Annotated in this window: 26 protein-coding genes; 10 read left to right on the top strand and 16 right to left on the bottom strand. The window is 36.7% G+C overall.

What is annotated here, in order from left to right:
- The first annotated feature begins 3 nt into the window (after positions 1–3).
- The 4 genes from L1994_RS00125 (at position 4) to L1994_RS00110 (ending at position 2,679) form a co-directional block, all read left to right on the top strand.
- On the top strand, positions 4–840 hold the full coding sequence (locus L1994_RS00125) for a DNA-3-methyladenine glycosylase family protein (RefSeq protein ID WP_278099675.1): 837 nt from the start codon (positions 4–6) through the stop codon (positions 838–840).
- A 78-nt stretch (positions 841–918) separates the two neighbouring features.
- Positions 919–1,446, top strand: a complete 528-nt coding sequence (locus L1994_RS00120) for a hypothetical protein (RefSeq protein ID WP_278099674.1) — start codon at positions 919–921, stop codon at positions 1,444–1,446.
- A gap of 33 nt (positions 1,447–1,479) precedes the next feature.
- On the top strand, positions 1,480–1,761 hold the full coding sequence (locus tag L1994_RS00115; RefSeq protein WP_278099673.1) for a helix-hairpin-helix domain-containing protein: 282 nt from the start codon (positions 1,480–1,482) through the stop codon (positions 1,759–1,761).
- A 483-nt stretch (positions 1,762–2,244) separates the two neighbouring features.
- Positions 2,245–2,679, top strand: a complete 435-nt coding sequence (locus L1994_RS00110; RefSeq protein ID WP_278099672.1) for a nucleoside deaminase — start codon at positions 2,245–2,247, stop codon at positions 2,677–2,679.
- A 265-nt stretch (positions 2,680–2,944) separates the two neighbouring features.
- Here the strand turns inward: L1994_RS00110 and L1994_RS00105 are convergent, their stop codons facing one another.
- The 5 genes from L1994_RS00105 to L1994_RS00085 form a co-directional block, all read right to left on the bottom strand.
- Positions 2,945–3,766 carry an EFR1 family ferrodoxin gene (locus L1994_RS00105; protein ID WP_278099671.1) on the bottom strand — a complete coding sequence of 274 codons (822 nt, stop codon included), beginning with the start codon at positions 3,764–3,766 and terminating at the stop codon, positions 2,945–2,947.
- A gap of 2 nt (positions 3,767–3,768) precedes the next feature.
- Positions 3,769–4,398 (bottom strand): class I SAM-dependent methyltransferase, encoded by a 630-nt coding sequence (locus L1994_RS00100; protein WP_278099670.1) that lies wholly within the window; start codon positions 4,396–4,398, stop codon positions 3,769–3,771.
- Between the two features lie 63 nt (positions 4,399–4,461).
- Entirely contained in the window at positions 4,462–4,938 is a 477-nt protein-coding gene (locus L1994_RS00095) for a MarR family winged helix-turn-helix transcriptional regulator (RefSeq protein WP_278099669.1), read from the bottom strand.
- Positions 4,939–5,042: 104 nt separating this feature from the next.
- On the bottom strand, positions 5,043–5,789 hold the full coding sequence (locus L1994_RS00090; protein WP_278099668.1) for an ABC transporter permease: 747 nt from the start codon (positions 5,787–5,789) through the stop codon (positions 5,043–5,045).
- Position 5,790: 1 nt separating this feature from the next.
- Entirely contained in the window at positions 5,791–6,708 is a 918-nt protein-coding gene (locus L1994_RS00085) for an ABC transporter ATP-binding protein (protein ID WP_278099667.1), read from the bottom strand.
- 136 nt (positions 6,709–6,844) lie between these two features.
- Between L1994_RS00085 and L1994_RS00080 the strand changes: the two genes are divergently transcribed.
- Entirely contained in the window at positions 6,845–7,108 is a 264-nt protein-coding gene (locus tag L1994_RS00080; protein ID WP_278099666.1) for a hypothetical protein, read from the top strand.
- 251 nt (positions 7,109–7,359) lie between these two features.
- On the top strand, positions 7,360–8,061 hold the full coding sequence (locus L1994_RS00075) for a nitrite/sulfite reductase domain-containing protein (RefSeq protein ID WP_341275818.1): 702 nt from the start codon (positions 7,360–7,362) through the stop codon (positions 8,059–8,061).
- A gap of 14 nt (positions 8,062–8,075) precedes the next feature.
- Here L1994_RS00075 and L1994_RS00070 read toward each other — a convergent pair whose 3' ends face one another.
- Together L1994_RS00070 and L1994_RS00065 are read right to left on the bottom strand one after the other, a co-directional pair.
- Entirely contained in the window at positions 8,076–8,570 is a 495-nt protein-coding gene (locus L1994_RS00070) for a Rid family detoxifying hydrolase (protein ID WP_278099665.1), read from the bottom strand.
- Between the two features lie 53 nt (positions 8,571–8,623).
- Positions 8,624–9,439 carry an ABC transporter ATP-binding protein gene (locus L1994_RS00065; protein ID WP_278099664.1) on the bottom strand — a complete coding sequence of 272 codons (816 nt, stop codon included), beginning with the start codon at positions 9,437–9,439 and terminating at the stop codon, positions 8,624–8,626.
- A gap of 80 nt (positions 9,440–9,519) precedes the next feature.
- On the opposite strand from L1994_RS00065, the gene L1994_RS00060 reads away from it, so the two are divergent.
- Positions 9,520–9,651: a hypothetical protein gene (locus tag L1994_RS00060; RefSeq protein ID WP_278099663.1), complete on the top strand. Its 132-nt coding sequence runs from the start codon at positions 9,520–9,522 to the stop codon at positions 9,649–9,651.
- Positions 9,652–9,724: 73 nt separating this feature from the next.
- Here L1994_RS00060 and L1994_RS00055 read toward each other — a convergent pair whose 3' ends face one another.
- From L1994_RS00055 to L1994_RS00045, 4 genes are all read right to left on the bottom strand, one after another.
- On the bottom strand, positions 9,725–9,874 hold the full coding sequence (locus tag L1994_RS00055) for a hypothetical protein (protein ID WP_278099662.1): 150 nt from the start codon (positions 9,872–9,874) through the stop codon (positions 9,725–9,727).
- The gene (locus tag L1994_RS00050; RefSeq protein ID WP_278099661.1) at positions 9,871–11,154 is read right to left on the bottom strand and encodes a Fic family protein; all 1,284 of its coding nucleotides are present in this window, start codon (positions 11,152–11,154) and stop codon (positions 9,871–9,873) included. Before L1994_RS00050 ends, L1994_RS00055 begins: the two co-directional genes overlap by 4 nt.
- A gap of 121 nt (positions 11,155–11,275) precedes the next feature.
- Positions 11,276–11,452 (bottom strand): DUF6293 family protein, encoded by a 177-nt coding sequence (locus L1994_RS11910; protein WP_422656664.1) that lies wholly within the window; start codon positions 11,450–11,452, stop codon positions 11,276–11,278.
- Positions 11,434–12,660: an adenosylhomocysteinase gene (locus tag L1994_RS00045; protein WP_278099660.1), complete on the bottom strand. Its 1,227-nt coding sequence runs from the start codon at positions 12,658–12,660 to the stop codon at positions 11,434–11,436. Before L1994_RS00045 ends, L1994_RS11910 begins: the two co-directional genes overlap by 19 nt.
- Before the next feature lie 101 nt (positions 12,661–12,761).
- Between L1994_RS00045 and L1994_RS00040 the strand changes: the two genes are divergently transcribed.
- The 3 genes from L1994_RS00040 (at position 12,762) to L1994_RS00030 (ending at position 14,542) form a co-directional block, all read left to right on the top strand.
- Complete coding sequence (locus L1994_RS00040; RefSeq protein WP_278099659.1) at positions 12,762–13,028, top strand: hypothetical protein; 267 nt, start codon at positions 12,762–12,764, stop codon at positions 13,026–13,028.
- Positions 13,029–13,076: 48 nt separating this feature from the next.
- On the top strand, positions 13,077–13,883 hold the full coding sequence (gene hisF / locus L1994_RS00035) for an imidazole glycerol phosphate synthase subunit HisF (protein ID WP_278099658.1): 807 nt from the start codon (positions 13,077–13,079) through the stop codon (positions 13,881–13,883).
- 125 nt (positions 13,884–14,008) lie between these two features.
- On the top strand, positions 14,009–14,542 hold the full coding sequence (locus L1994_RS00030; RefSeq protein ID WP_278099657.1) for a hypothetical protein: 534 nt from the start codon (positions 14,009–14,011) through the stop codon (positions 14,540–14,542).
- Between the two features lie 222 nt (positions 14,543–14,764).
- Here L1994_RS00030 and L1994_RS00025 read toward each other — a convergent pair whose 3' ends face one another.
- The 5 genes from L1994_RS00025 to L1994_RS00005 form a co-directional block, all read right to left on the bottom strand.
- On the bottom strand, positions 14,765–16,915 hold the full coding sequence (locus tag L1994_RS00025; protein ID WP_278099656.1) for a glycosyltransferase family protein: 2,151 nt from the start codon (positions 16,913–16,915) through the stop codon (positions 14,765–14,767).
- A 451-nt stretch (positions 16,916–17,366) separates the two neighbouring features.
- Positions 17,367–18,086: a glycosyltransferase gene (locus L1994_RS00020; protein WP_278099655.1), complete on the bottom strand. Its 720-nt coding sequence runs from the start codon at positions 18,084–18,086 to the stop codon at positions 17,367–17,369.
- Positions 18,087–18,320: 234 nt separating this feature from the next.
- Positions 18,321–19,436: a glycosyltransferase gene (locus L1994_RS00015; RefSeq protein ID WP_278099654.1), complete on the bottom strand. Its 1,116-nt coding sequence runs from the start codon at positions 19,434–19,436 to the stop codon at positions 18,321–18,323.
- A gap of 17 nt (positions 19,437–19,453) precedes the next feature.
- Positions 19,454–20,977 (bottom strand): glycosyltransferase family 39 protein, encoded by a 1,524-nt coding sequence (locus tag L1994_RS00010; protein ID WP_278099653.1) that lies wholly within the window; start codon positions 20,975–20,977, stop codon positions 19,454–19,456.
- A gap of 106 nt (positions 20,978–21,083) precedes the next feature.
- Positions 21,084–21,470 (bottom strand): cupin domain-containing protein, encoded by a 387-nt coding sequence (locus L1994_RS00005; protein ID WP_278099652.1) that lies wholly within the window; start codon positions 21,468–21,470, stop codon positions 21,084–21,086.

The following is a 21,470-nucleotide window of genomic DNA, read 5'->3' as shown; positions in this document are numbered from 1 at the left end:
GCTATGGACTGCTTTTTTGTTCCTGAAAATACTTCCTTTTCCTTATCAGAAACACTCTCATGCGGTCAGGTTTTCAGGTGGCATGAAATTAACGGGTGGTGGGAGGGGATAGCTCACGGTCGGCTTATAAGAGTCCGGCAAAAAGAGAATAAAATTGAATACTCCGGTTGTGATGAGGATTTTTTGGTTTATTACTTTCACCTTGACGCAGACCTTGAAGAAATACTCTCATCCGTTAACAGAGATGAGCACATAAACAATGCAATAAAAGAGCATTTCGGCCTTAGAATTTTAAGACAGGACCCATGGGAGTGCCTTTTGACATATATCTGTGCCCAAAACGCCAATATCCCTTTTATCGAGCGGATGCTTTCTAATATGTCACAGTTGTGCGGCGATAAAATAACAACTGAATTTGGAGAAGGCTTTGCCTATCCAACACCATATCACCTTTCAAATCTCTGCCAAAGTGATATTTCAGGATGTTCTACAGGTTACCGTTCATCATACATCTGTGAGACTGCATATGAAATTTCTAAAGATAAAAAATGGTCTGAAAAAATTTTGAAGCCTGATTATGAGCAGGCAAGAAAAGAGATTATGAAATACAAAGGCATCGGAATGAAAGTTGCCGACTGTATCCTTCTTTTCGGATTTCAAAAATATGAGGCATTTCCGGTTGACAGATGGGTTGACAGAATAATGCATGGTTTCTATGGTATAGGAAAACCGGATAAGCCGCTTTCATGTGGAGAGTATGAAAAAATCAGAAAATTCGGGCAGGAATATTTCGGGCGATACGCCGGTTATGCACAGGAGTATCTCTTCGCCGGACGGTAGTTTTTTTTTACAGGATGAATTTTCACTTTCGCTCTGCACACCTCTTATTTAAATTGAAATAACTCCAGATAATTTTTCATGGATAAAGAGCCGTATATAAGTGGAATTTACGCACAGGGTATTGATGAGTTTGATAAAAGGGGTGTAGTGACTGCCAATATTGTGATAATTTTCTGGCTTGCCCTTGGAATTTATGCAGGATTTCTTTTTAATCCGGCAGTGGGGATTGTTTACGGTCTTTTTGTTCTTCTTATGTTTACGGTTGTTATGCGAAAGGGTCTTTGCACGAAATGCTGGTATTATGGTAAAAGATGCAGTATGGGATGGGGAATTTTCACTGCAAAATTCTTTAAAAAGGATGATGTATCCAAATTTGAGGGCTGTCCTGCATCTAAGTTTGCACCAGTTCTCTGGATGACAGTGTCACTTCTTCCAATTGCCTTAATTCTTGTATCCGCTTATTTTGAATTCTCTTTCTTTAAGGTAATCATTGCATTAATTCTGGTAATTTTTGTTTTAATCAGCGGGAGCAAAAAGACACGTGAGAAGTCATGCGAAAAGTGCAAAATGAGATATATCTGCGGCGGAAGTTCGGCAAAGGACTAAAAATCAGGTTATCTTTTGGAGGAATCAATAAATATGCCGGTATATTTTGATTATAAGGCTTCAGAAAAGGATCTGATGAAAATTCCGGGAGTCGGAAAAAAGACTGCCGGAGATTTAATTGCGCTTGGATACACCTCTGTTGAATCACTTAAAGGAGAAGACCCTGAAGAAATGTACGCGAGGCTTTGCATTATGCAGGGCGGAAATTCTGACCGCTGTAATCTGTATGTTTACCGCCTCGCGGTATATTTTGCCGAAAACGAGGGCAAAAATCCAAATCCATCCCTTCTTTTATGGTGGAACTGGAAGGACTGAATAATTTTTTGACTCTTCGCCATATTTCTGATCACCCTAATTTGGAATTGATTTGTCGCGATGTACACAATATCCCCGGGAACCGGAGGGGCTTAGCCCCCCTCCGGTGACCTATCGTAAGCGGGGTGGGTTTAAGGGAGGGGCCTGTCCCCTCCCTTGCTAATAATCGATTAGCTTTGATTGTTTTCCAGTCAAGGCCAGTAACCTAAGAAACTGATGAAATCTTCCATATCAATAATCTTAAAAGCCCACAAATGAGAACATAGATGTGAATGCAGAAATGCATTCCCTCCATTTGTAATGTTTATTGGACATATCATCAGATTTGGAGGTTATTCTCTAAGTTGTTTCTCTTTTTGGATAGTCCTAACTTTCAGAAAAATGGAGAAGAACCAATTTTTTTAGTTTTTCTAATTATTCCGGCACACTTTGTGTTATATATGAATAGCACAATTATCAGAGTATAAGAGGGAGATTTTTAAAATGGATGAATTTATGAAAGCGGCAATAGAGGAGGCAAAATTAAGCCTTTCAGAGGGAGGAATCCCGATTGGTGCGGTTTTGGAAAGGGGAGGAAAAATAATCGCACGCGGGCATAATAAAAGAGTTCAGGAAAATGATCCCCTAATGCACGCCGAGATTGACTGCTTAAGAAACGCCGGAAGGATTGGGAGATATTCTGCCTGCACGCTTTATTCAACTCTTATGCCCTGCTATCTCTGTGCCGGTGCAGTAGTCCAGTTCAATATTCCTAAAGTTGTTGTTGGAGAGTCTGAAAACTTTACAGGCGCAAAGGAGTTTTTAAAAGAGCATGGTGTTTTTATAACCGATCTTGACCTTTCAGAGTGTAAAACTATGATGTCTGATTTCATTGAGAATAATCCGGATTTATGGAATGAGGATATCGGGGTTTTGTAAAAGAATCTATTAAAAAATCGATAAAAAACGTCCATGAAATTATATTTCATGCACCGGTTTCATGTAAGTTACGAAGTAACTTTCATGTAAAAAGCCCCATGATGAGCTTTTTTCATCACACAAAAAGTGATGATAAGTCTATCAGGGATTTTGACTTTCATACCAAATATATCTGTTTTTTATATTCTGATAGAGGTTAGTAAATAAACTAATAAAGTCAGTAAGTAAATCCTGATAAAAATACAGATAAATCAATAAAAAACATTTAAAGATAAATTCTGCTTTCCTTTTTATCCAGATCCTCTTTTGTTATTTTTTCAGCCGAAAGTTTGCAGGCAAAACTCTCACTCATATCGTTTATAAAAACAGCGTTATTCGGGCAGGCTGATACGCATCCGAGGCATGCAATGCATATTTTTAAGTCTGCCTTTCCGGATTTTGCATTCATGGCACCTGTCGGGCAGACATCCTCACAAATTCCGCATTTAATGCATTCCTTCTCATTTATGTAAGGGGGCTGTGTTAAAATCCTGAATCTGAATTTTTCAATTTCGTCAAGAAAATAAGGCGTATAGTCTGTTTTTAAAAAACCCTTTGGAATATTGTAATCATCTCCTGAAAACCTAAGATACGTCTCTTTAGCATACTCTTCTGCAACAGAAAAATCCCGTTCGTCCGGTCTGTTCACATTCGCCTCCCATCCTCCAAGGTTAAAAGTGTGAGCCGCTAAAAATTCGGCTGATGAAACTACCAAAAATCCTCTCTCTTCAAGAATTTTACAAGTTGTGTAATGAGCCGGATGTATCGAAAATCCCCCGTAGGTAAAAAACATCGAACATTTCCTGCCGCAACCGTCAAGGGTTTTTAACCAGTTGCGGACAATTCGCGGTGCACGCCATGAATGAACAGGCATTCCAAATAAAAAAGCGTCATATAGGCTTAAATCAGTCTTTTTCTCCCTTACAGACAAAGGTGTAATATCAAGTATTTCTACATCTGCGCCTAAATTCTTTAACTTCTCAAAAACAAAATCTGCTATTTTTCTGGTGTTTCCTGTTGCCGAAAAATAAGCAATAAGGATTTTCATAGTCAATTTTCCCCCTGAAAACTATTTTCACCAAAATTTTCAGGTTTTTCAAAAACAGCCAGGTGGCCCATCGAGAATTTTTTCATCTCTGCTGTTATAAATCCGCATATTTCCGCCGCTTTTACAGTACGATAAAATGCCTCTTTACTTACATGAAAGGCAGGTTCTGCAATAAGGTATATTCCGCCGGGCTTTAAAAGATTAAAAACCTCTCTGAACAGACAGTTCATATCAGGAACCTCATGAACCATGAAAAAAGAGAGAGCAAAATCAAAACAACTCTCATTTCCAAGATCAAGCGAATCAGAACTGCACACATGCCATTTTATCCTGCCGAAATTATCAATTCCACAAAGTTTTTTTCTGGCATATTCAATCATCTCCTCCTGTACATCACAGGCAGTAACTGTTCCTTTTGCACCTGAGAACTTTACTATTTCACGAGTCAAAACCCCAGGTCCGCATCCGATATCAATTACGTTCATGCCCGGCTTCACATAGCCTTGCAGTATTTTTTTGGGGTTTAAGAGATATCTTCTAAAACTGTTGTCAAGCATTTTTACATGCAGGGGGGAAAACCTGCAGATTCTATCCTCAGTTTCTTTTTCATTTTTTGTTTTATATTTAGTCATGATAACTCCAATATTTTGCAGATAATTGTTAAGCAGATTAACAATTTGGATTTTCAAAAAAAATTAAATCCTCTCTTTTTCGCATTCATCAAAAGTCTCTTCAACAGCTGATAAAAACCTTAAAATCAATTTAAGCTCAGAACTTTCAAGGCTACTCATTTTACTATGCATCTTTGCAAATATCTTTGCATGATGCTGTTCATGCCCAAGATATGCAATTTTTCCTTTAGGAGATAAAAAAAGCCTTATCTCTTTTTTATTCTCCGGTTCAATAAATTTCTCAATAAGTTTTTTTCGCTCAAGCTTTTTTATCATCTGTGATATGGCACTTTTTGAAATTCCAAGATTTTCAGAAAGATTAGTCACATTTATTCCGGGGTTGTCCCCTATTGCCATAACTGTATGAATCTCAGAGCGGTGAAGAAGATCTCCTGTACCAAAATCTCCGGGAGTTTTTTCTTCTGAATCAATTTTATTTAAAATTCTTATCCATTTTTCAGATATTTGTGAAAAGTCATCATTCTGAATTTTTTTACTCATACCAAATATTACCTGCCCGGTTCTGCTCCATTTTAGTTAAGCACGTTAACAATATATATCTATGCCTCGCCCGGCTTATCAGTTTCAGGCCTGTTAAATATACATCAGACACCCCTGACAAGATTTCTTCTCTGGATGACCTTTGTCAGAAGAACAAATACAAAAATCACAGCAAGAATCACTAAAATATCAAACCATGCAGGATAAAATGCACTGTTTCCAAAGGCACCGTTTAAGAGATCCACAAGATATGTAAGCGGAGATAAGGAAGATAAAACAAAAAGCCAGCCTGACAGATCGCCTAAAGGTATGAATATTCCGGATACAAAGATAAGCGGAAGCCGGATGAGACTTGAGAGCATCATTATGTTTGACGGATTGTCTGTTGTTGGCGATGCAAGAAGTGTCCCAAGCGCTGCAAAGGCGATAGAACCAAGAAGCATGGCAATTATAAGCACGATTACATCCACAACCAAAAGATCAATAAATATCATGCATATCAGAAATACAACTGTTGAGATTGCAAAACCAAAGACTGCACCTGCCAAAATGTCTCCTGCAATTATGCTTTCCAGAATTACCGGAAGAGATATCAGCCTTTCATATGTTTTTTCACGCTTCTCCCACGGAGTGATAAGAGGGCCGACAGAGGATGCCGTAAAAAAGAGCATCATCCCCAAAAATCCCGGAAAGAAAGCCTTAATGTCAAGGGAACGTCCTATGAAGAATGCTGTAAACATAAGAAACGGAAACAAAAGCCCAAATACCATTACAGGCCCTTTGAAGTAGTAAATACGCATGTTTTTTTCTGCAACGATAAGGATGCTGTGCAAAAAAACTGAAAAGTTCATATCAGTCCTCCTCTGTGAGTTTTACAAAAGCCTCTTCAAGTGAGGGGTTTGAGGTTGAAATTCCAACAAACTTTAATTTTTCACGCTCTGCAAGCGCTGACAAAAATTTAACAGTCCTGTCAGGATCGTCTGAATAGATTCGCCACTTATCCCCCCATTTTTCGGCTTTTTCAATTCCCTGATATGAGAATACCTCTTCTGAAACATTTCTGTCAAACGAAACCTCGACATATCCGGATGTATCAAAGGTTTTTTTAAGCTTTTCAGGACTTTCTACAGCGGCAATCTTTCCTTTGTTTATCACGGCAACTTTAGAACATAATGCATTTGCCTCTTCTATATTATGAGTTGTCAGAAGAATTGTGCTTGCCTTACTGTTCATCTCCCTTACAGTATCAATAACAAGCCTTCTGCTGTAAACATCAAGACCGGTTGTAGGCTCATCAAGAATCAAAAGTTTCGGTGAATGGACAATTGCGGCCGCAATCGCAACTCTCTGGCGCATTCCTTTTGAAAAAGACCGGACAAGAGAATTTTTCCTCTCAGAAAGCCCAAGGTTTTCCAAAACCTCATTTGCCCGCATTTCCCGCTCATTCTTTTTCATCCCATAGAACTTAGCTGTCAGCAACACATTCTGAAGAGCGGTTAAATCAGCATATACAGTTCCGTTTTCCGGGATTATTCCCATATTAAGCTTGGAGGTTATGGGATCTTTGTGGATGTCAGTCCCGAATATTTTCACATCTCCAAAATCCGGAATTAAAACTCCTGTTATCATTCTGATTGTCGTAGTCTTTCCCGCACCGTTTGGCCCTAAAAATCCAAAGATCTCTCCTTCCTTTATTGTCAGACTGACGTTGTCAACCGCTCTTACATCTCCAAATGATTTTACAAGATTTTCAGCCAAAACTGCGTTCATATTACCTAAGATACTAATTAATTTGAACAATTAATTTATTTTTTGGTTCTCCAAAATTTTTTTGCCTGTCACCGCTGACATGCACATTAGGATATTATTATATTACTTGGCAGTCTATATGAAAACATAAACAAAAATGTCTGAAATGAATATTCAGGAGATTATTAATTTTCTTCCAAAAGTAAAAGAGGCATCAGTTACAATTCCAAGAAGTACCGGAGGAGTCATATCTTTGGAATCGTTTGAAAAAATTGCCAAAACCGTAAAAAAATACAATATACCAATAATTAAAATCTCCTCTGATCAAAAAATCATTCTGATAGGAATCAAAGAGACAGATGTTTCGGCTGTCAAAAACGAACTTGGAATGCCTGAAGAAGAAGAAATTCTGATTTTTTAAGATATACAAAATTTTAAAATTCACCTGCCGGATTTTCCCATTTGCAATGAAAATCACTTTGTGATTTACATGAAACTGTTGCATGAAACCTTAGTTTCATGAACGTTTTTTTAAATATTATACTGAAATTATTATTTTTTTCAACCGTGGAGGGCCTTAAATCTCAGATTTATTCAGATTTTGTTTCAGGAAAACTCAGATTTGATTTCAGGAAAACCTTTATCTGATTAAAAGGACTATACCCGATTTAAATTCATAAGGAGGGATTAAAAATTAAAGAAAAGATTGAAGGAGCAATTGTTCAGAGAGACAGAGAAACATACGCTGTTGTTCCAAGAAGTCCGGCAGGAATTGTTACACCTGAAAACCTTGAAAACATTGTAAAAACGGTTCGTAAATACAACATTCCCATTATAAAAATGACATCAGGCCAGAGAATGGCGCTTGTCGGAATAAAAGAGGAGGATATTGACAAAGTAAAAACTGATCTTGGGATGCCAATCGGAGAGGCGACAGCGCCATGCCTTCACTATGTTCAGACATGCCCCGGCACTGCAGTATGTAAACTTGGAAACCAGGACTCCCTTGGACTTGGCCTTGAGATGGAAGAGCTTTATCAGAAGATGGACCTGCACGCCAAATTAAAAATGGGCGTTTCCGGATGCCCCAGGTGTTGTGGTGAAAGCTATATGAGAGATATCGGTGTTTTTGGATCAGGTAAGGGCTGGACAGTGATTTTTGGCGGAAATTCCGGCGGAAGACCAAGAATAGGAGATGTGATTGCAAAAGACTTAACAAAAGATGAGGTTTTGGACTTAACAAAAAGACTTCTTGAATACTACAAAGCAAACGGAAAACCAGGAGAGAGGACTGCACGCTTCATGGAAAGAGTTGGAATGGAGAGATTAAAAAGCGAACTTTTCCCGACAATTCCATATCTTCCGCTTAGATAAACAAAGATGCAGAATCAATTCTGCACTGCTATCATATCTATCTCTATTTTTGCGCCGCCAGGAAGAGAGGAGACTTCAATTACAGATCTTGCAGGTGCATTTGAAGGGAAATAACTCCCATATATTGAATTAACAACATCAAATCCTTCAACATCTGTAAGATATATCTTAACAGACAAAACATCTGAGAATGAAAGACCCTCAGATGCCAGAACTGCTTTTAAATTTTTCATAACCTGAATTGTCTGATCTGAAAGATCTGAAGATATTATTTCTCCGGAGGGTAAAATTCCAATCTGTCCTGCAGTATAGAAAAAGCCGTTGCATAATACCCCCTGACTGTAAGGGCCGATAGGTTTTGGTACATCCTCAGTATAGATATATTTTATTTTGCCATCATTTTTCAAATCATTAAAACTTAAAGGAGATAATGCAAATATGCAGAATCCAACAATAATTCCACAGAGAAATACAATTATAATTAAAAAAAATCTTTTTTCACTTTCCATTTGATAACAATCCCCTAAAAATTTATTTTTTTTCCTCTTTACTTTTTTTTGTTTTAGTATCCTGTTGCATAATACCAGCCGTCTTCTTCCTTAATTTTTAAAGGTACATCAAAGAGCCCTCCGATAATTTCGTCAGTTAAAATATCCTCTTTTTTTCCGTCCATAAAAAACCTGCCGTTTTTCATCAGAACAACCCTTGATATTTCTGGAATTATGTCATGGAGGTTGTGCGTTACCATAATTATGCCTGTGCCTGACTGTGCTATCTTTCTGATTGTATCCCTAAACCTGTGCAGTGCAAAAAGATCAAGACCGGATGCCGGCTCATCAAGAACAAGAGCCTTAGGTTCATGAACAAGTGCACGCCCGATTAAAAACCGCCTCTGTTCACCTGTTGACAAATTTCTCATAGGGCGGTTTTGAAGCTCACTAATGTCTAGAAAACTGATTATTTCATCAGCTTTATTGTTCATTTCTGCTGTAACATCATGATGAAAGAAAAGGCCGATGCTTGAGAAAAAACCGGATAATATGACATCGCGGCCGGTTGTGTTGCGGGTGAATGTGAACTGAAGATCGGCTGAAACAATGCCTAAGTTTTCTCTTAAATCAGATACATGCCATACCTCCTCTCCGAGGATTTTAAACCGCATGTCTTTTTTGAGTAAGGGGTAGTTTTCACGTGTTATTGTTCTTATAAATGAGGACTTCCCCGAACCGTTCGGACCTAAAACTGCTATATGCTCACCGGCGCCGACTTTTAAAGATACTGAATCCAGGACTTTTTTTTCATCCCTAAGAACAGTTATGTTGTGAAAGTCTAAGAGAGGCGGGGAATTTTGGGGGTCTGAAGGCACAGATTTTGTCATAATAATTAGATTATCCCAATAGCAGATACTGCTTACGCAGGAGCAAAAAAATAATCGACTACATATCAAAGAACGGAATAATGAAGGACAGCAGTGTTTTAATGGAATCTCCGTTTACTGATTCCGGAAGCATCTCTGAAATATTTGATATGAATGAAATTATCACAATCAGAAAGATAATTGAAACAATTAACAAAAACGCCGTTGCATAATATCAGCTACCTTTGATTTAAAAAATCCAATAAAATCTGACTTCTTTTATCAGAGCAGGGAGAAAAAATATTGTTAAGGATTTCTGCAGGAATCAGCAACCTGTTCGGAAGCATTTGGTCTTACAGGAATTTTGTAGCCGGAGATGATATCAGAGCCAAGATCGGCGAACCATTCAAGGGCGGCTACTTCTACTTTGGATTCTGTGAATTTGTAGGGAGTCATTCTTTTTTCAACCCCCTGAATATGAAAATATACTCCTTTCCTGATTTCTGTTTTAATAAATACCCGGATTTTTCGAGATGGAAGAGATCATTTCTAGCTGTTGCATAGGCTACGTGGTATGTCTCAATAATCTCTTTAATTGTTATTGGTTTATCCGGGCTTTTTATGAGGGATTTGATTATTTCTGCCTGGCGAAGATTCAGTCCGTCACTGTCCTGAAGAATTTTTAATCCCTGTATGCTTTCTCTCTGTTTTTTCTCGATATACTTCAGAATGTTGTCGACTGCGGTTTTTACTGCTGCAAGATTGTATCGGATAAAGTATGTGAGATCGTTTTCATCACTTTCCGTATACTGATATGCCATCTTGTACTGGCCTTTTGAATCCTTTATCGCTCTTGATACAGCCATATATTTAAAGAGCCAGTAATCTTTTCTGAGCAAATACCAATAAAAAATACTTCGTGCACACCGGCCGTTTCCATCATTGAACGGATGGATATATCCTATCAAAAAATGAAGGATTATCCCTTTTATAACCGGATGAATAAACTGCTCATCGTCACTGTTTGCAAACTCACAGAATTTTTCGATGAGTTCTTCAATTAGCTTAAAATCCGGAGGAGTGTGCAGGATATTCCCCCTTAAATCAAAGACTCTTATCTCATTGTTGTCCCTCAGTCTCCCTTCATCTTTTGGATCATCGAGAGTATCGCTGGTAATAGTGGTATGAATTTTAAGAATAAGTTCAGGAGTTAGATCCTGATTTTTTATTTTGATGATCTCTTTCATCGTGATATAGTTGTTAAGAATCATCCGCTCGTCCTTGTTGACTGGTTTCCTCTTTTCACGAAGCATCCTTTTTGCAATTTTTCTTGTGACTGTTGCCCCTTCAATCTGGCTTGATGCGATTGCCTCCTCCATTAATGAATTTATTATAAACTGATCCCTGTCACGGGATATCGAATCAAGGCCGGATGAAATGCTCCCTGCCGCTGATTTATCCAAAAAATGAAGCTTTTCAAGGAAATCATCGAGAAGATCGTATTTTAAATCAATTGTATCAAAGGTAAGATATTTCATATCCCTCTTTCTGAAAGCCTTCATCAGAATCCAGATATAAAGAGGGTCTGCAGGAAGTTCACGGTATTTTAGCTCTTCCCAGTGGAGATATTTTTTATTGTATTTGAAAACGGCATCAATTACATCAAATGTATCAGCATATTCCCATGCCTTTTTTGCATCTTCAATGGAATATTCAGGAATTAGAGGGAGTTTCATGATTAAATTTCATATATTTGTCTGATCCTTATTATCATTATCTATCAGTTTATTACATTCTGATAGATAATGATAATGAAATTTGATAGGGGGAAATTAAGCTGATGAAAAAAATAAAAATTTACTTAGGTAGGAATTTTAATATATTTTTTCCATCTTCTGTGATAAAAATTCGTGCAGCTCTCCCTTTTCCTTTAATTTCGATGAATTCTTTTTTACGAAGTGGTTCAAGATAATTTTTATTCAGCTGTGAATATTTGGCAGATTCTGTATATTCATTTAAGTTCCGATATCCCAGCTGGTCATGTATTTCTCCTGGTATTCGGTTAATTTGTCAATCGAAACATCAAGAGATGAAAGCTTTAATGAAGCAACCGTAATATCAATCTCATTTGGCACCTCATACACACCGCCGGAGAGCTTTTGGCCTTCGTTTTTGATGTATTCAGAACATAATGCCTGAAGTGCAAATGATAAATCCATGACCTCAACCGGATGACCCATACCTTTGGGAACGGCAAGGTTTACAAGGCGGCCTTCTGCCAAAACGCTTATTTTCTTACCCTTAATCACGTATGTGTCAATTCCGTCACGCTGTTCAAAGCCTTCCTTGTTTGCCTCAAGCCACGGGATGTCAATTTCGACATTAAAGTGCCCTGCGTTTGACAAAATTGCACCGTCCTTCATAAGAGGGAAATGCCTGCCTGTAATAATAGATGTATTTCCGGTAGTTGTTACAAAAATATCTCCAGTCTTTGCCGCCTCATCCATTGTCATTACATGATAGCCGTCCATATGAGCCTCAAGTGCACGCCTTGGGTCAATCTCAGTGACAATTACCTTTGCGCCAAGACCATGAGCCATCTTTGCAAGACCACGTCCGCAGTAACCGTATCCTGCAACAACAAACCATTTTCCACCAATTAAAGTGTTGGTCGTAATCATAACTGCTGAAAGAGCGCTCTCGCCTGTACCATGGACATTATCAAAACAGCGTTTCATAGGAGTGTCATTAACGGCAATTACCGGAAATTCGAGCTTCCCATCAGCCGCCATCGAGCGAAGGCGGTGAATACCTGTTGTCGTCTCTTCGCACCCGCCGGTGATATTGTCCAAAAGCTCGCGTCTTTCGGTGTGAAGGCGGTGAATTAAGTCCATTCCGTCATCGATTGTCACAGTCGGATTTGCGTCTAAAACCTTATCGATTCCACCGTAATACTCCTCAACACTACATGCACGCTTTGCAAAGCAGTGAACGCCATTTACAGAATTTAAGGCCTGTGCAACGTCATCCTGTGTTGAAAGAGGGTTACATCCGGTGATATATACTTCAGCGCCTCCTGCAGCAAGAGTCTCGACAAGTACCGCTGTTTTTGCCTCGACATGAAGCGCCATTGCAATTTTTGTATCCGATAACGGCTTATCAGCCTCAAATCTTTTTCTGATTTCGCCAAGAACAGGCATATACTGCCTGGCCCAGCTCATTTTAAGTTCGCCTGTATTCAAATTCTCACCTTTATAAAACTATCAAACTGCTTATTATTTTCAACCCCCAAGGTAATAGTTATTTACCATTCCGGCACACAAAATCTACAGCAGGGGGAGAGATGAAAAACAAAGTGCTTGTACCGGTTAACAAAGGTTTAAAAGAGGAACTGATACATTACGGCGAGTTTGTTCCCCGTGAATGCTATATTGATAAAAATTCAGGCACTATCTGGAGAAAAAATTCCAACGGCACTTTTTCAGATATCACAAAAGACTCAGGACGCGTAAAAACCGCAATTGAGCATTACGAGATAACAGTTGAGAAGACAAGGGACAGATGTCGTCAGGGCCGAAAGGAATGGTTCAGAGAGACTGATTCAAAATAATGCTTCAGTTAAGAAAATTAAAAATCAAATTAAACAGGTTTAGATAAAATGACACTTACCAAAAGAATAATTCCATGCCTTGACATAAAAGACGGCCGTGTTGTAAAAGGCACAAATTTTCTCGGCCTTCGCGATGCAGGAGACCCGGTTGAACTTGCGGCCCGCTACAACGAACAGGGTGCAGATGAGGTTGTATTTTTAGACATCACAGCTTCAAAGGAGAACAGAAGTGCATTAATTGACGTAATCCGCCGTGCGGCTGATGAATTATTCCTTCCCTTAACAGTCGGAGGCGGAGTTAGTTCGGTTGATGATATGCACTCACTTCTTCGTGCCGGTGCAGATAAAGTCTCCATTAACACAAGCGGAATTAAAAATCCTGACCTTATAAGACAGGGAGCGGAGAAATTTGGAAACCAGTGTATTGTATCGGCAATTGATGTCAGGCGAAATGACAACCTTTCAGATGATGTCACTATAATTTCTATGCCGGATGGAAGTGAGTGCTGGTATGAGGTTGTTATCTACGGCGGAAGCAAACAGACCGGAATTGATGCGGTTTTATGGGCAAAAGAGGCTGAAAGACTCGGCTGTGGAGAAATTCTGTTAACTTCCATGGAGACAGACGGAGTTAAGGAAGGATTTGATATACCAATTACATCCAAAATCGCATCAGAGGTTAAAATTCCTGTCATCGCTTCAGGCGGTGTTGGAAAATTAGAGCACTTCTATGACGGTTTTGTATACGGACATGCGGACGCTTGTCTTGCCGCATCAGTTTTTCATTTCGGAGAGATGACTGTAGGAGATGTCAAAAAATACCTCGCAGATAGAGGAGTTCCTGTCAGAATTTAAAATGTAATCAGACATCAGTTCTAAATCTGAACCCGGGAAAAACTATTTTCCGGATACTACAGCCTTCATATTAATGAAAAGCTCTATATACTATTTTGATAAACTCTCGACACTGGTGATTTGAAATGTTTGACATAAATCATAAAAAAATTGTTTTTTTGGCCTCAGCAGTTCTTTTTATTGCGGCGATAGTATTTGCAGGATGCACGGGCACGAACAGTCAGAAGATTGAGCAGGAAACTGCTGTGCCAACCCCCACTCCCACATTAGTTGCTGAGATTACTGAAAGCCAACCTTCTCCTGAGGATTTGGACTGGATTGTATGGCGTGAGAATTCAAACGATGTTACACTAAAAGCTCTATGGGGATATTTTGTATTCAGTCCAAATGTAAACGGACAAAAATTCAAGGCTTTAAAAATCAAAGTTACGGCAAATCATCCTATAACAGTTCTTTTCTTAAATGATAAGGAGCTTTCAAACTTCAAAAACAAGATTGCAACCAATGCAGGTGAATTTACACCAATAGAACGCTACGATGATGTGAATTATAAAGAGATTGAGGTTTATTCTGAGGAGTATCTAAACATTGTTTTGTGGAACCAGAAAGATAAAATTGTTACAGCAAATGTGGATATCTGGTATAAAAATCTGGTTTGAATAAACCTGATTAATTTCTTTTTTTTTAATCCATTCAGGATTTTGATGATAATCACTCATGAAATGATTATTTTTCACAAGGGAATAATTCCTTCATGAAAATTTCCTAACCGGCAATATATACCGAAAAACCAAAGAATATTATCAGGTTTATCAGAATAATCTTTTAATAGCATTAAATAATTCAAAAAAAAGTTATAGTTGGATTTTAGGTTTGCTTTTTTATTTTTTATTTTGGCTTTTTGGTTTCGTTTTCTTTTCAGTTACTTTCTTTTCATTTATTTTATCATCTGAAAGTCCTTTGTTTTCAAAAAATACTGCTTCAACTCTTCTTCTGAATACTATCAAAGCTACAAGCAAAACCAACCCCATAACAGAGAAAAATGCGCCTAAAACAAACGAAGATGGTTCAAATTTAAATACAACCCTATTAGTATCTGAAATTATCCCATGACCAACCATACTTACAACAGATTCTGCATCCTGTCCATTTGCTTTCCAGCCATCATAGTATGCAGTCTTTAATACAACAACATCACCTTTCTTAAAATTACCTTCTGCAATAACCTCATCAGGCGTGAATTTTAAAATATCTGCAGGAATTATTTCATTTTCCCTTACAACAAAGACATTTGACAAAATTTTTTCCGGAACAGTTATTGGCACACCATCAACCATTGCTGTGTAATTCTCATTTGCCAGTTCTCCTGTTTTCAAATAATTTGTATCAACTATATAATCCGCAATCGAATACACATTATTATCAATAGTATAGAAAACAGGAAGCATATTATTCAGATAATATGCATTGTAAGCACTCACAGAATGAATTCCATTTGTCATAAATACGTATGTATAATCCATATCTTCAAATGCCCATCCTGTAGTGACTGCCCATTTCTGGACATTATCTGTTGGCAGACTGTTGAATTCAAGGACAATATCATTTGCAGGACTTGACTCAAATCCTGGAATATTTGGTTTTACAAAAGATAATCCTGCAACACAACAAAGTATGATGTTTAGACATACCAATATGGAAATCAGATCGTATTTTTTGTCAAAGGAATTTTGTTTTAATTCGCATATTATAATAATCAGGATAACAATCGCAAAAATAAAAGCTTTTATCAAAGTCACTGCAGTAAATGAAAAATTAATAATCAAAAACGCAATGTTTGAAAATATACCTATAAGGAATAAATATACCAAAGTGTTTTTTGTCAGTTTATTGAAAAAGATAGCCGCTAAAAGACATATAACCAAAATAGAAGCTATTAAAAATTCAACAGAAGCCATTTCCTGAAATGGCAGTTCAAGAAGTTTTACAGCAATTATTATCAGCAATCCATATAAGAAATGCTTTTTTTGTGAAGAATCCAGACTGAATGATTTATCTTCCTTTATTTTTTGAGAAATAATTAAAAGTCCATACAGACTTAAAAGAATAAAAATCGGAAGTAATGAGCCAAAAATCCTCCCGGGACACCTGAATGAAGATAAAAAAGGAAGAAGATGGATAAATGAGAAGACCGTTTTACCACCATCAGCCCAAATTAATGCAAAAACAATAGAGAAAAACGATGGAACTGTAATTATTTTTTTGCCATAAACTAAAGCGATTATTGCCAGAAATACTCCAATTGCACCAATAAATATAGCACTTTCATGAAGTCCATACTGCAGACCGGTGAAAGAATAGCCCTGATTGATTGGAGTTCCAAAAATAAATGATGCCAGATTGCTCTCCAAAGACCCCCCGCCATTGAATGGATCAATTACTCCATCTATTCGTGTTATTTTATCAGAAATCTGTATTGAAGGAATGGCCTTTACCGCAGATATCAATAAAAATATTATAGTTGCTACAGCAATGGCAATTACTGCTTTAATATCAGTTTTTTGTGTTATTATAAAGTAAAGTAAAAAAATGGCCATGAAAATATATGGAAAAGCGATATAATACAATGCTCCAGTTAAAAAGATTAAAGCAGATGAAAGAGTGAAAATTACAATATTTTTAATATTAATTTCTGATTTATAAAGTATATTTGCGAATGAATAATACAAAAGCGGAGTCCAGGCAAGTGCACATATTATTAATTCATGACCTGCAAGGACCCTTAAAAGCATCATTGACGAAAATACATAACTTAATGAAAAAATTGCAAGATATGTTTTGTTTTCACTAACATGAGTAAAGAGAAGATATGAAGTGAAAAATGCTATCAAAAGGTGAAGCATGACATTGAAGTTTGCCTGCATGAATATATCTTCAAATAAAGCTGAAAAAAACAGTGCAAATGGATAATAAAAATCAGATTGAGGACTTGCAAATTCCGGAAAACCGGTTATCCATAAATTATTCCACAAAAAAAAACCTTTTTGATATATCAAATCAGTTAGATGATAATGCAAAATATCATGCCATCCCCCAAAAAATGAATTTCTTGTTATAATTATGTCATAAAATGCAACAAACACAAGAAATAGAGGCATAAAAAATAAAATAAAATTATTAACTGTTATTTTTTTAAGTAAAAAATCAAGTAATTGATTCATGCTGTCTCCTATATTCTAATTATATTTAGAGATAATTGATTTTTCTGTTTTTAAAATTTTCTTAATGATACTTATATACACATATTTTATGAAAAAAAGCATTATTAACAATCTTATAATATAAAATTTAATGATAATCAACAAACTCTTTGCATTCATTAAGAGAGTAATCAGCTAAAACAAGAAGATTTTTAAAAATAAGAGCAGGAAATCTAAAAATAAGAGAATTTTTATATAAACAGATCAATCTCTTGAAAAAAATCTATTCTATACATTTAAATTGATGCATTCTCAATGCAAATTTAAGGACAAATATGCCCATTTCAAAAGTATCCTTAAAACAAAGATTTGTTTTACCCGTTTCTGTCCAATTTACCGGAATTTCCTCAATAATATATCCTTTTTTTTGTGCAAGTACCAATATTTCAGTATCCCACGTCCATTTTTTTGAAGAAACACAAGGAAGAATTTTCATTAGCTTATCTTTTTTAAATGCTTTAAAGCCACACTGATGATCTTTTATTTCACTTCTTAACAGAAAACGAACAAGAAAATTAAATATTGAACTGGATAGGTTTCTTTTATTGTTGCGTATAACCTGGCTTCCGGCAATCATACGTGATCCAATAGCAATATCTGCATTTTTTTGTACTAACCCTACCAGATCAGGAAGATGTATAAGATCAGTCGATAAATCTACATCATAAAAACAAAAGATACTACCTCTTGAATCTAAAACTGCATCATTTAAAGCACCTCCCTTTCCTCTGCGAATGTCGCTATGATTTAAACGGATCATAGGATGACTGGCAAATTCAGTTGCTACTTCATAACTACCGTCAGTACTTGCATCCTCAACAATCAGAATTTCATATGGTACATCCATTATATTTAGTACTTCAAGAGATTTTGGTACAGCCAATTTAAGTGCCATTACATCGTTATATACGAGTATAGCCACAGTAAGAACTGGTTGAGTCATTAAGTAGGATTACTATTAGTTACTTATATGATAATAAATCAGGGTAATTAATTTAGTCAAAGGATATTATCAATTTTATTGGCATTCTGACCCTAAAATAAAAAATATAGCAATTAGATTCAATTTAACCCCCTAAAATTTTCATCAATGACATAATTTTTATTTATCTAATGTATTATTTATTTCAAATTATGCTTCTAAAATTTTCTTTTTTCATTCTAAAATCTCTAATATTTATCCTCTCCGCCACGTAAAATTCCTGTTGATAAAGAAATTCCATATAAAAGCAACAAATATTCCGGCAATATTGGACAAAATATACCATAAACCAATAAATTCAGTGAGAATGAACAAAACAGCCAGATTTATCACAACACCAAGCACCGAGACAACCTGAAACGATACAAATCTCTTCCATTTTTTAGCCATCCGACTATTATTTCCACCATCAAACGTCCAGTAGTCATTAAGTAGGAAATTTGTAATTATAGACGCTTCAATGGCAAAGATTGCAGAAACAAGGTAATAAAAGCCTATATATTCAGTCAGTGCAAACAAAATTCCGGTATTCACAAAAATGCCGGAGATTCCAACAAATCCAAATTTAATTACTTTTTTCCATTCCTTCCAGACATTGGTCTCCCTGTGCCTGAATGCATACACCCCTATGTCAGTACACTGGCCAATATAATCAAGAATTGTTGAAAATTTAAGTTTGCTCTCCCCCTCTTCCCTGTCCCTGAAAGTGAAAGGAATTTCTTTAAAATTTTCCCATCTGCCTTTCCCCAAAACCTCCATCAAAATCTTGTACCCGCGGGGTTTTAAGTCAGCATCATATACAACTTCCTTTTTTATTGCAAAAAAACCGCTTACCGGATCAGTTATCTCCGGAAACAAAACTCTTCCAAAAACTGTTGCACCAAGTGATATAATCCGGCGTTTTATTGGCCAGTTTTCAATATCCCCGCCTTTTGTGTACCTGCTTCCAATACAGACATCATATCCTTCATCTTTTATCGCACTATAAAATTTAGGGATGAGTTCAACCGGATGAGAAAAATCTGCATCTATAACCTGGATAATATCCGCTTTTGCCTTTTGAAAGCCTTCAACAACAGATTGTGAAAGACCGTGATCATCAGGCCTTACTATAAGTGAAAGTTCAGGATGAGTCTTTAAAAGTTCTCTTACACAATCTACTGTTCCATCCTTTGAATCGTCATCAACAACAAGAATTTCCCCTTCAATCCCGCTGTTTTTCAAAACACCGGATACAGCAATGATTATATTTTCAATATTTTCTATCTCGTTAAAAGTAGGGATGATTATTGTAAGAGAATATCGGGTCATTTATATGTAATCCCTAATTACTTTGATTTAAGAAGATATATTCCCATGTATTGACCAACTGTCAATGTATTTGTGTTAAGCCATAAAAGAGCATCACCCTCCGGGTTTGCCGCGGTTAGATCCCACGTAACAACATAATATGCAGTCGTGTTTCCTCTTTGCAGCTCTATTTTTCCGAGCATTTCACTATCATCCGCAGTTAACTCAATTACACCGTCAATATTACTGTCATAATAATAATCAAGCGGCTGTCTCATATATCCGGGCATTACAACAACATAGTCTCCATCTTCTGTAATGTCTGATAATGCCCCTGAAAAGCCTCTCCAGTCGTTCTTGGAATAACTTGTATAATAAGCTGTAAAATAAGGAATACTTACTATAAACAAAACAGCCATTGCCAAAGCCGCAACTTTCTTATAATCAATATCTTTGGGAACAAATCCAAAAGCCGCTCCAATTGCAGTAAAATAAAATGGAAGGATATAAATCAGATATCTTGGACTCATCGGTATTTTTGATGATAAAATAATACTGACAATAAAAGGCAGAATTAATGAAAGGATTATTAAATATGCATAGTTTCTTTTATCTTCATTGATAAAAAGATAAATTATTCCAATAACTGCAAGAACTGAGAATATTAAAGTAAGATAAATTTCACTTCCTGAAATTAATATAAGTGTGCTTGTAAAAACATCCACTCCTGAAAGACCCCACGTAGGAGCTGCTGATGTTCTTTTAAAAAAAAGCCCCACTGTCACATAAATTATAGGAAGAGCTACAATTAAAAATGATAAAAATCCGATTAAAACCGGCTTTATTGTTTTAATATCCCGAATTATTAATTCTCTTTTAACAATCAAAGCATGCAGGATTAGAATTCCTATCGCTACAAAAACATAAAAATGCGTCCAGAAAGAAAGTGCAGAAAAAACACCAAAGCAAATCCAGTCTTTATAAGAGTCTGATTTTAATGCAAGAAGATAAAAGAAGACTGCTATTGAGAAGAAGAAGAGCATTGTTGTGTATGCACGTGCATCCTGTGAGTAGAAGATGTGAAATGTTGAAAATGCCATTAAAGCGGCCGCAATTATCCCTCCCAATCTTCCTGAGATTTCCCTTCCGATAAGATACATTACAGGAACAGTAAGAGAGCCAAATAGGGCCGGCAAAAAACGCAGAGTAAATTCGCTGTCGCCAAAGACAAGCATGAAATGCTCCATATAGTAAAAAAGTGGCGGGTTGAATTCTCCTCCTGAAGTTGCGGCCCAGATACCGGATAAAGACTGCTTTGCAAAACCAAGAGTTGATCCCTCATCCAGCCATATTGAATTAAATCCAAGATTGTAGAAACGAAGCACAAATCCGGCAATGACAAGCAGGATAAGCATCTGTGCATACCGGTTATGCATTAAAACTCCTTTTAAGTTTTCTGAATTTAGATCTTTTAAGGATTTAACCTGATATTTTTCCTCACCGGAGATAATATTGCTTCTTTCTCTCCCTCCGGCCTCTTTTTTTCCACTCTTCTTACCCATTATTAATCACAAAATATCTCTTTTCAGTCAATATAAAACAGTTTGGTTTTGCCAGAGATGATACTTATATCTGGTTATCCGGCAACTAAATCAAATTCAGGGATTATTAATCCAATATTACTTCTTCATCCTCCAAACTCCACTCAGGACTTACAATTGCAAGAAAAACGAGATCTAAATCGCCTGTATTTTCAATATACTGAACATCTCCCGGTGGAATATAAACTGCCTGACCGGAACAGACTGATTCTGATTCATCTCCGATATGCATCTTTCCACTCCCTGAAAGTATGTAATATACCTCAGATGAACTTTTAAGTCTGTGAGGAAGTGATTTTTCACCACGAGGAACTATTGCATGAGCTATACTGTAGTTCATTGAGAGTTTCTCAGGCAAAGTGCCTTTTATTTTCTCAGGGTGTAAAAGTTCGCATAATAAACAGTTGTCGCCAGAACGGAAGTATTCTAAATTCTTAATGTCCTGAATAAGCAT

The organism is Methanomicrobium antiquum (assembly GCF_029633915.1).
Classification (GTDB): Archaea; Halobacteriota; Methanomicrobia; order Methanomicrobiales; family Methanomicrobiaceae; genus Methanomicrobium; species Methanomicrobium antiquum.
Note: the sequence above shows the minus strand (reverse complement) of the source record. Positions and strands in the feature narration are given on the sequence as shown.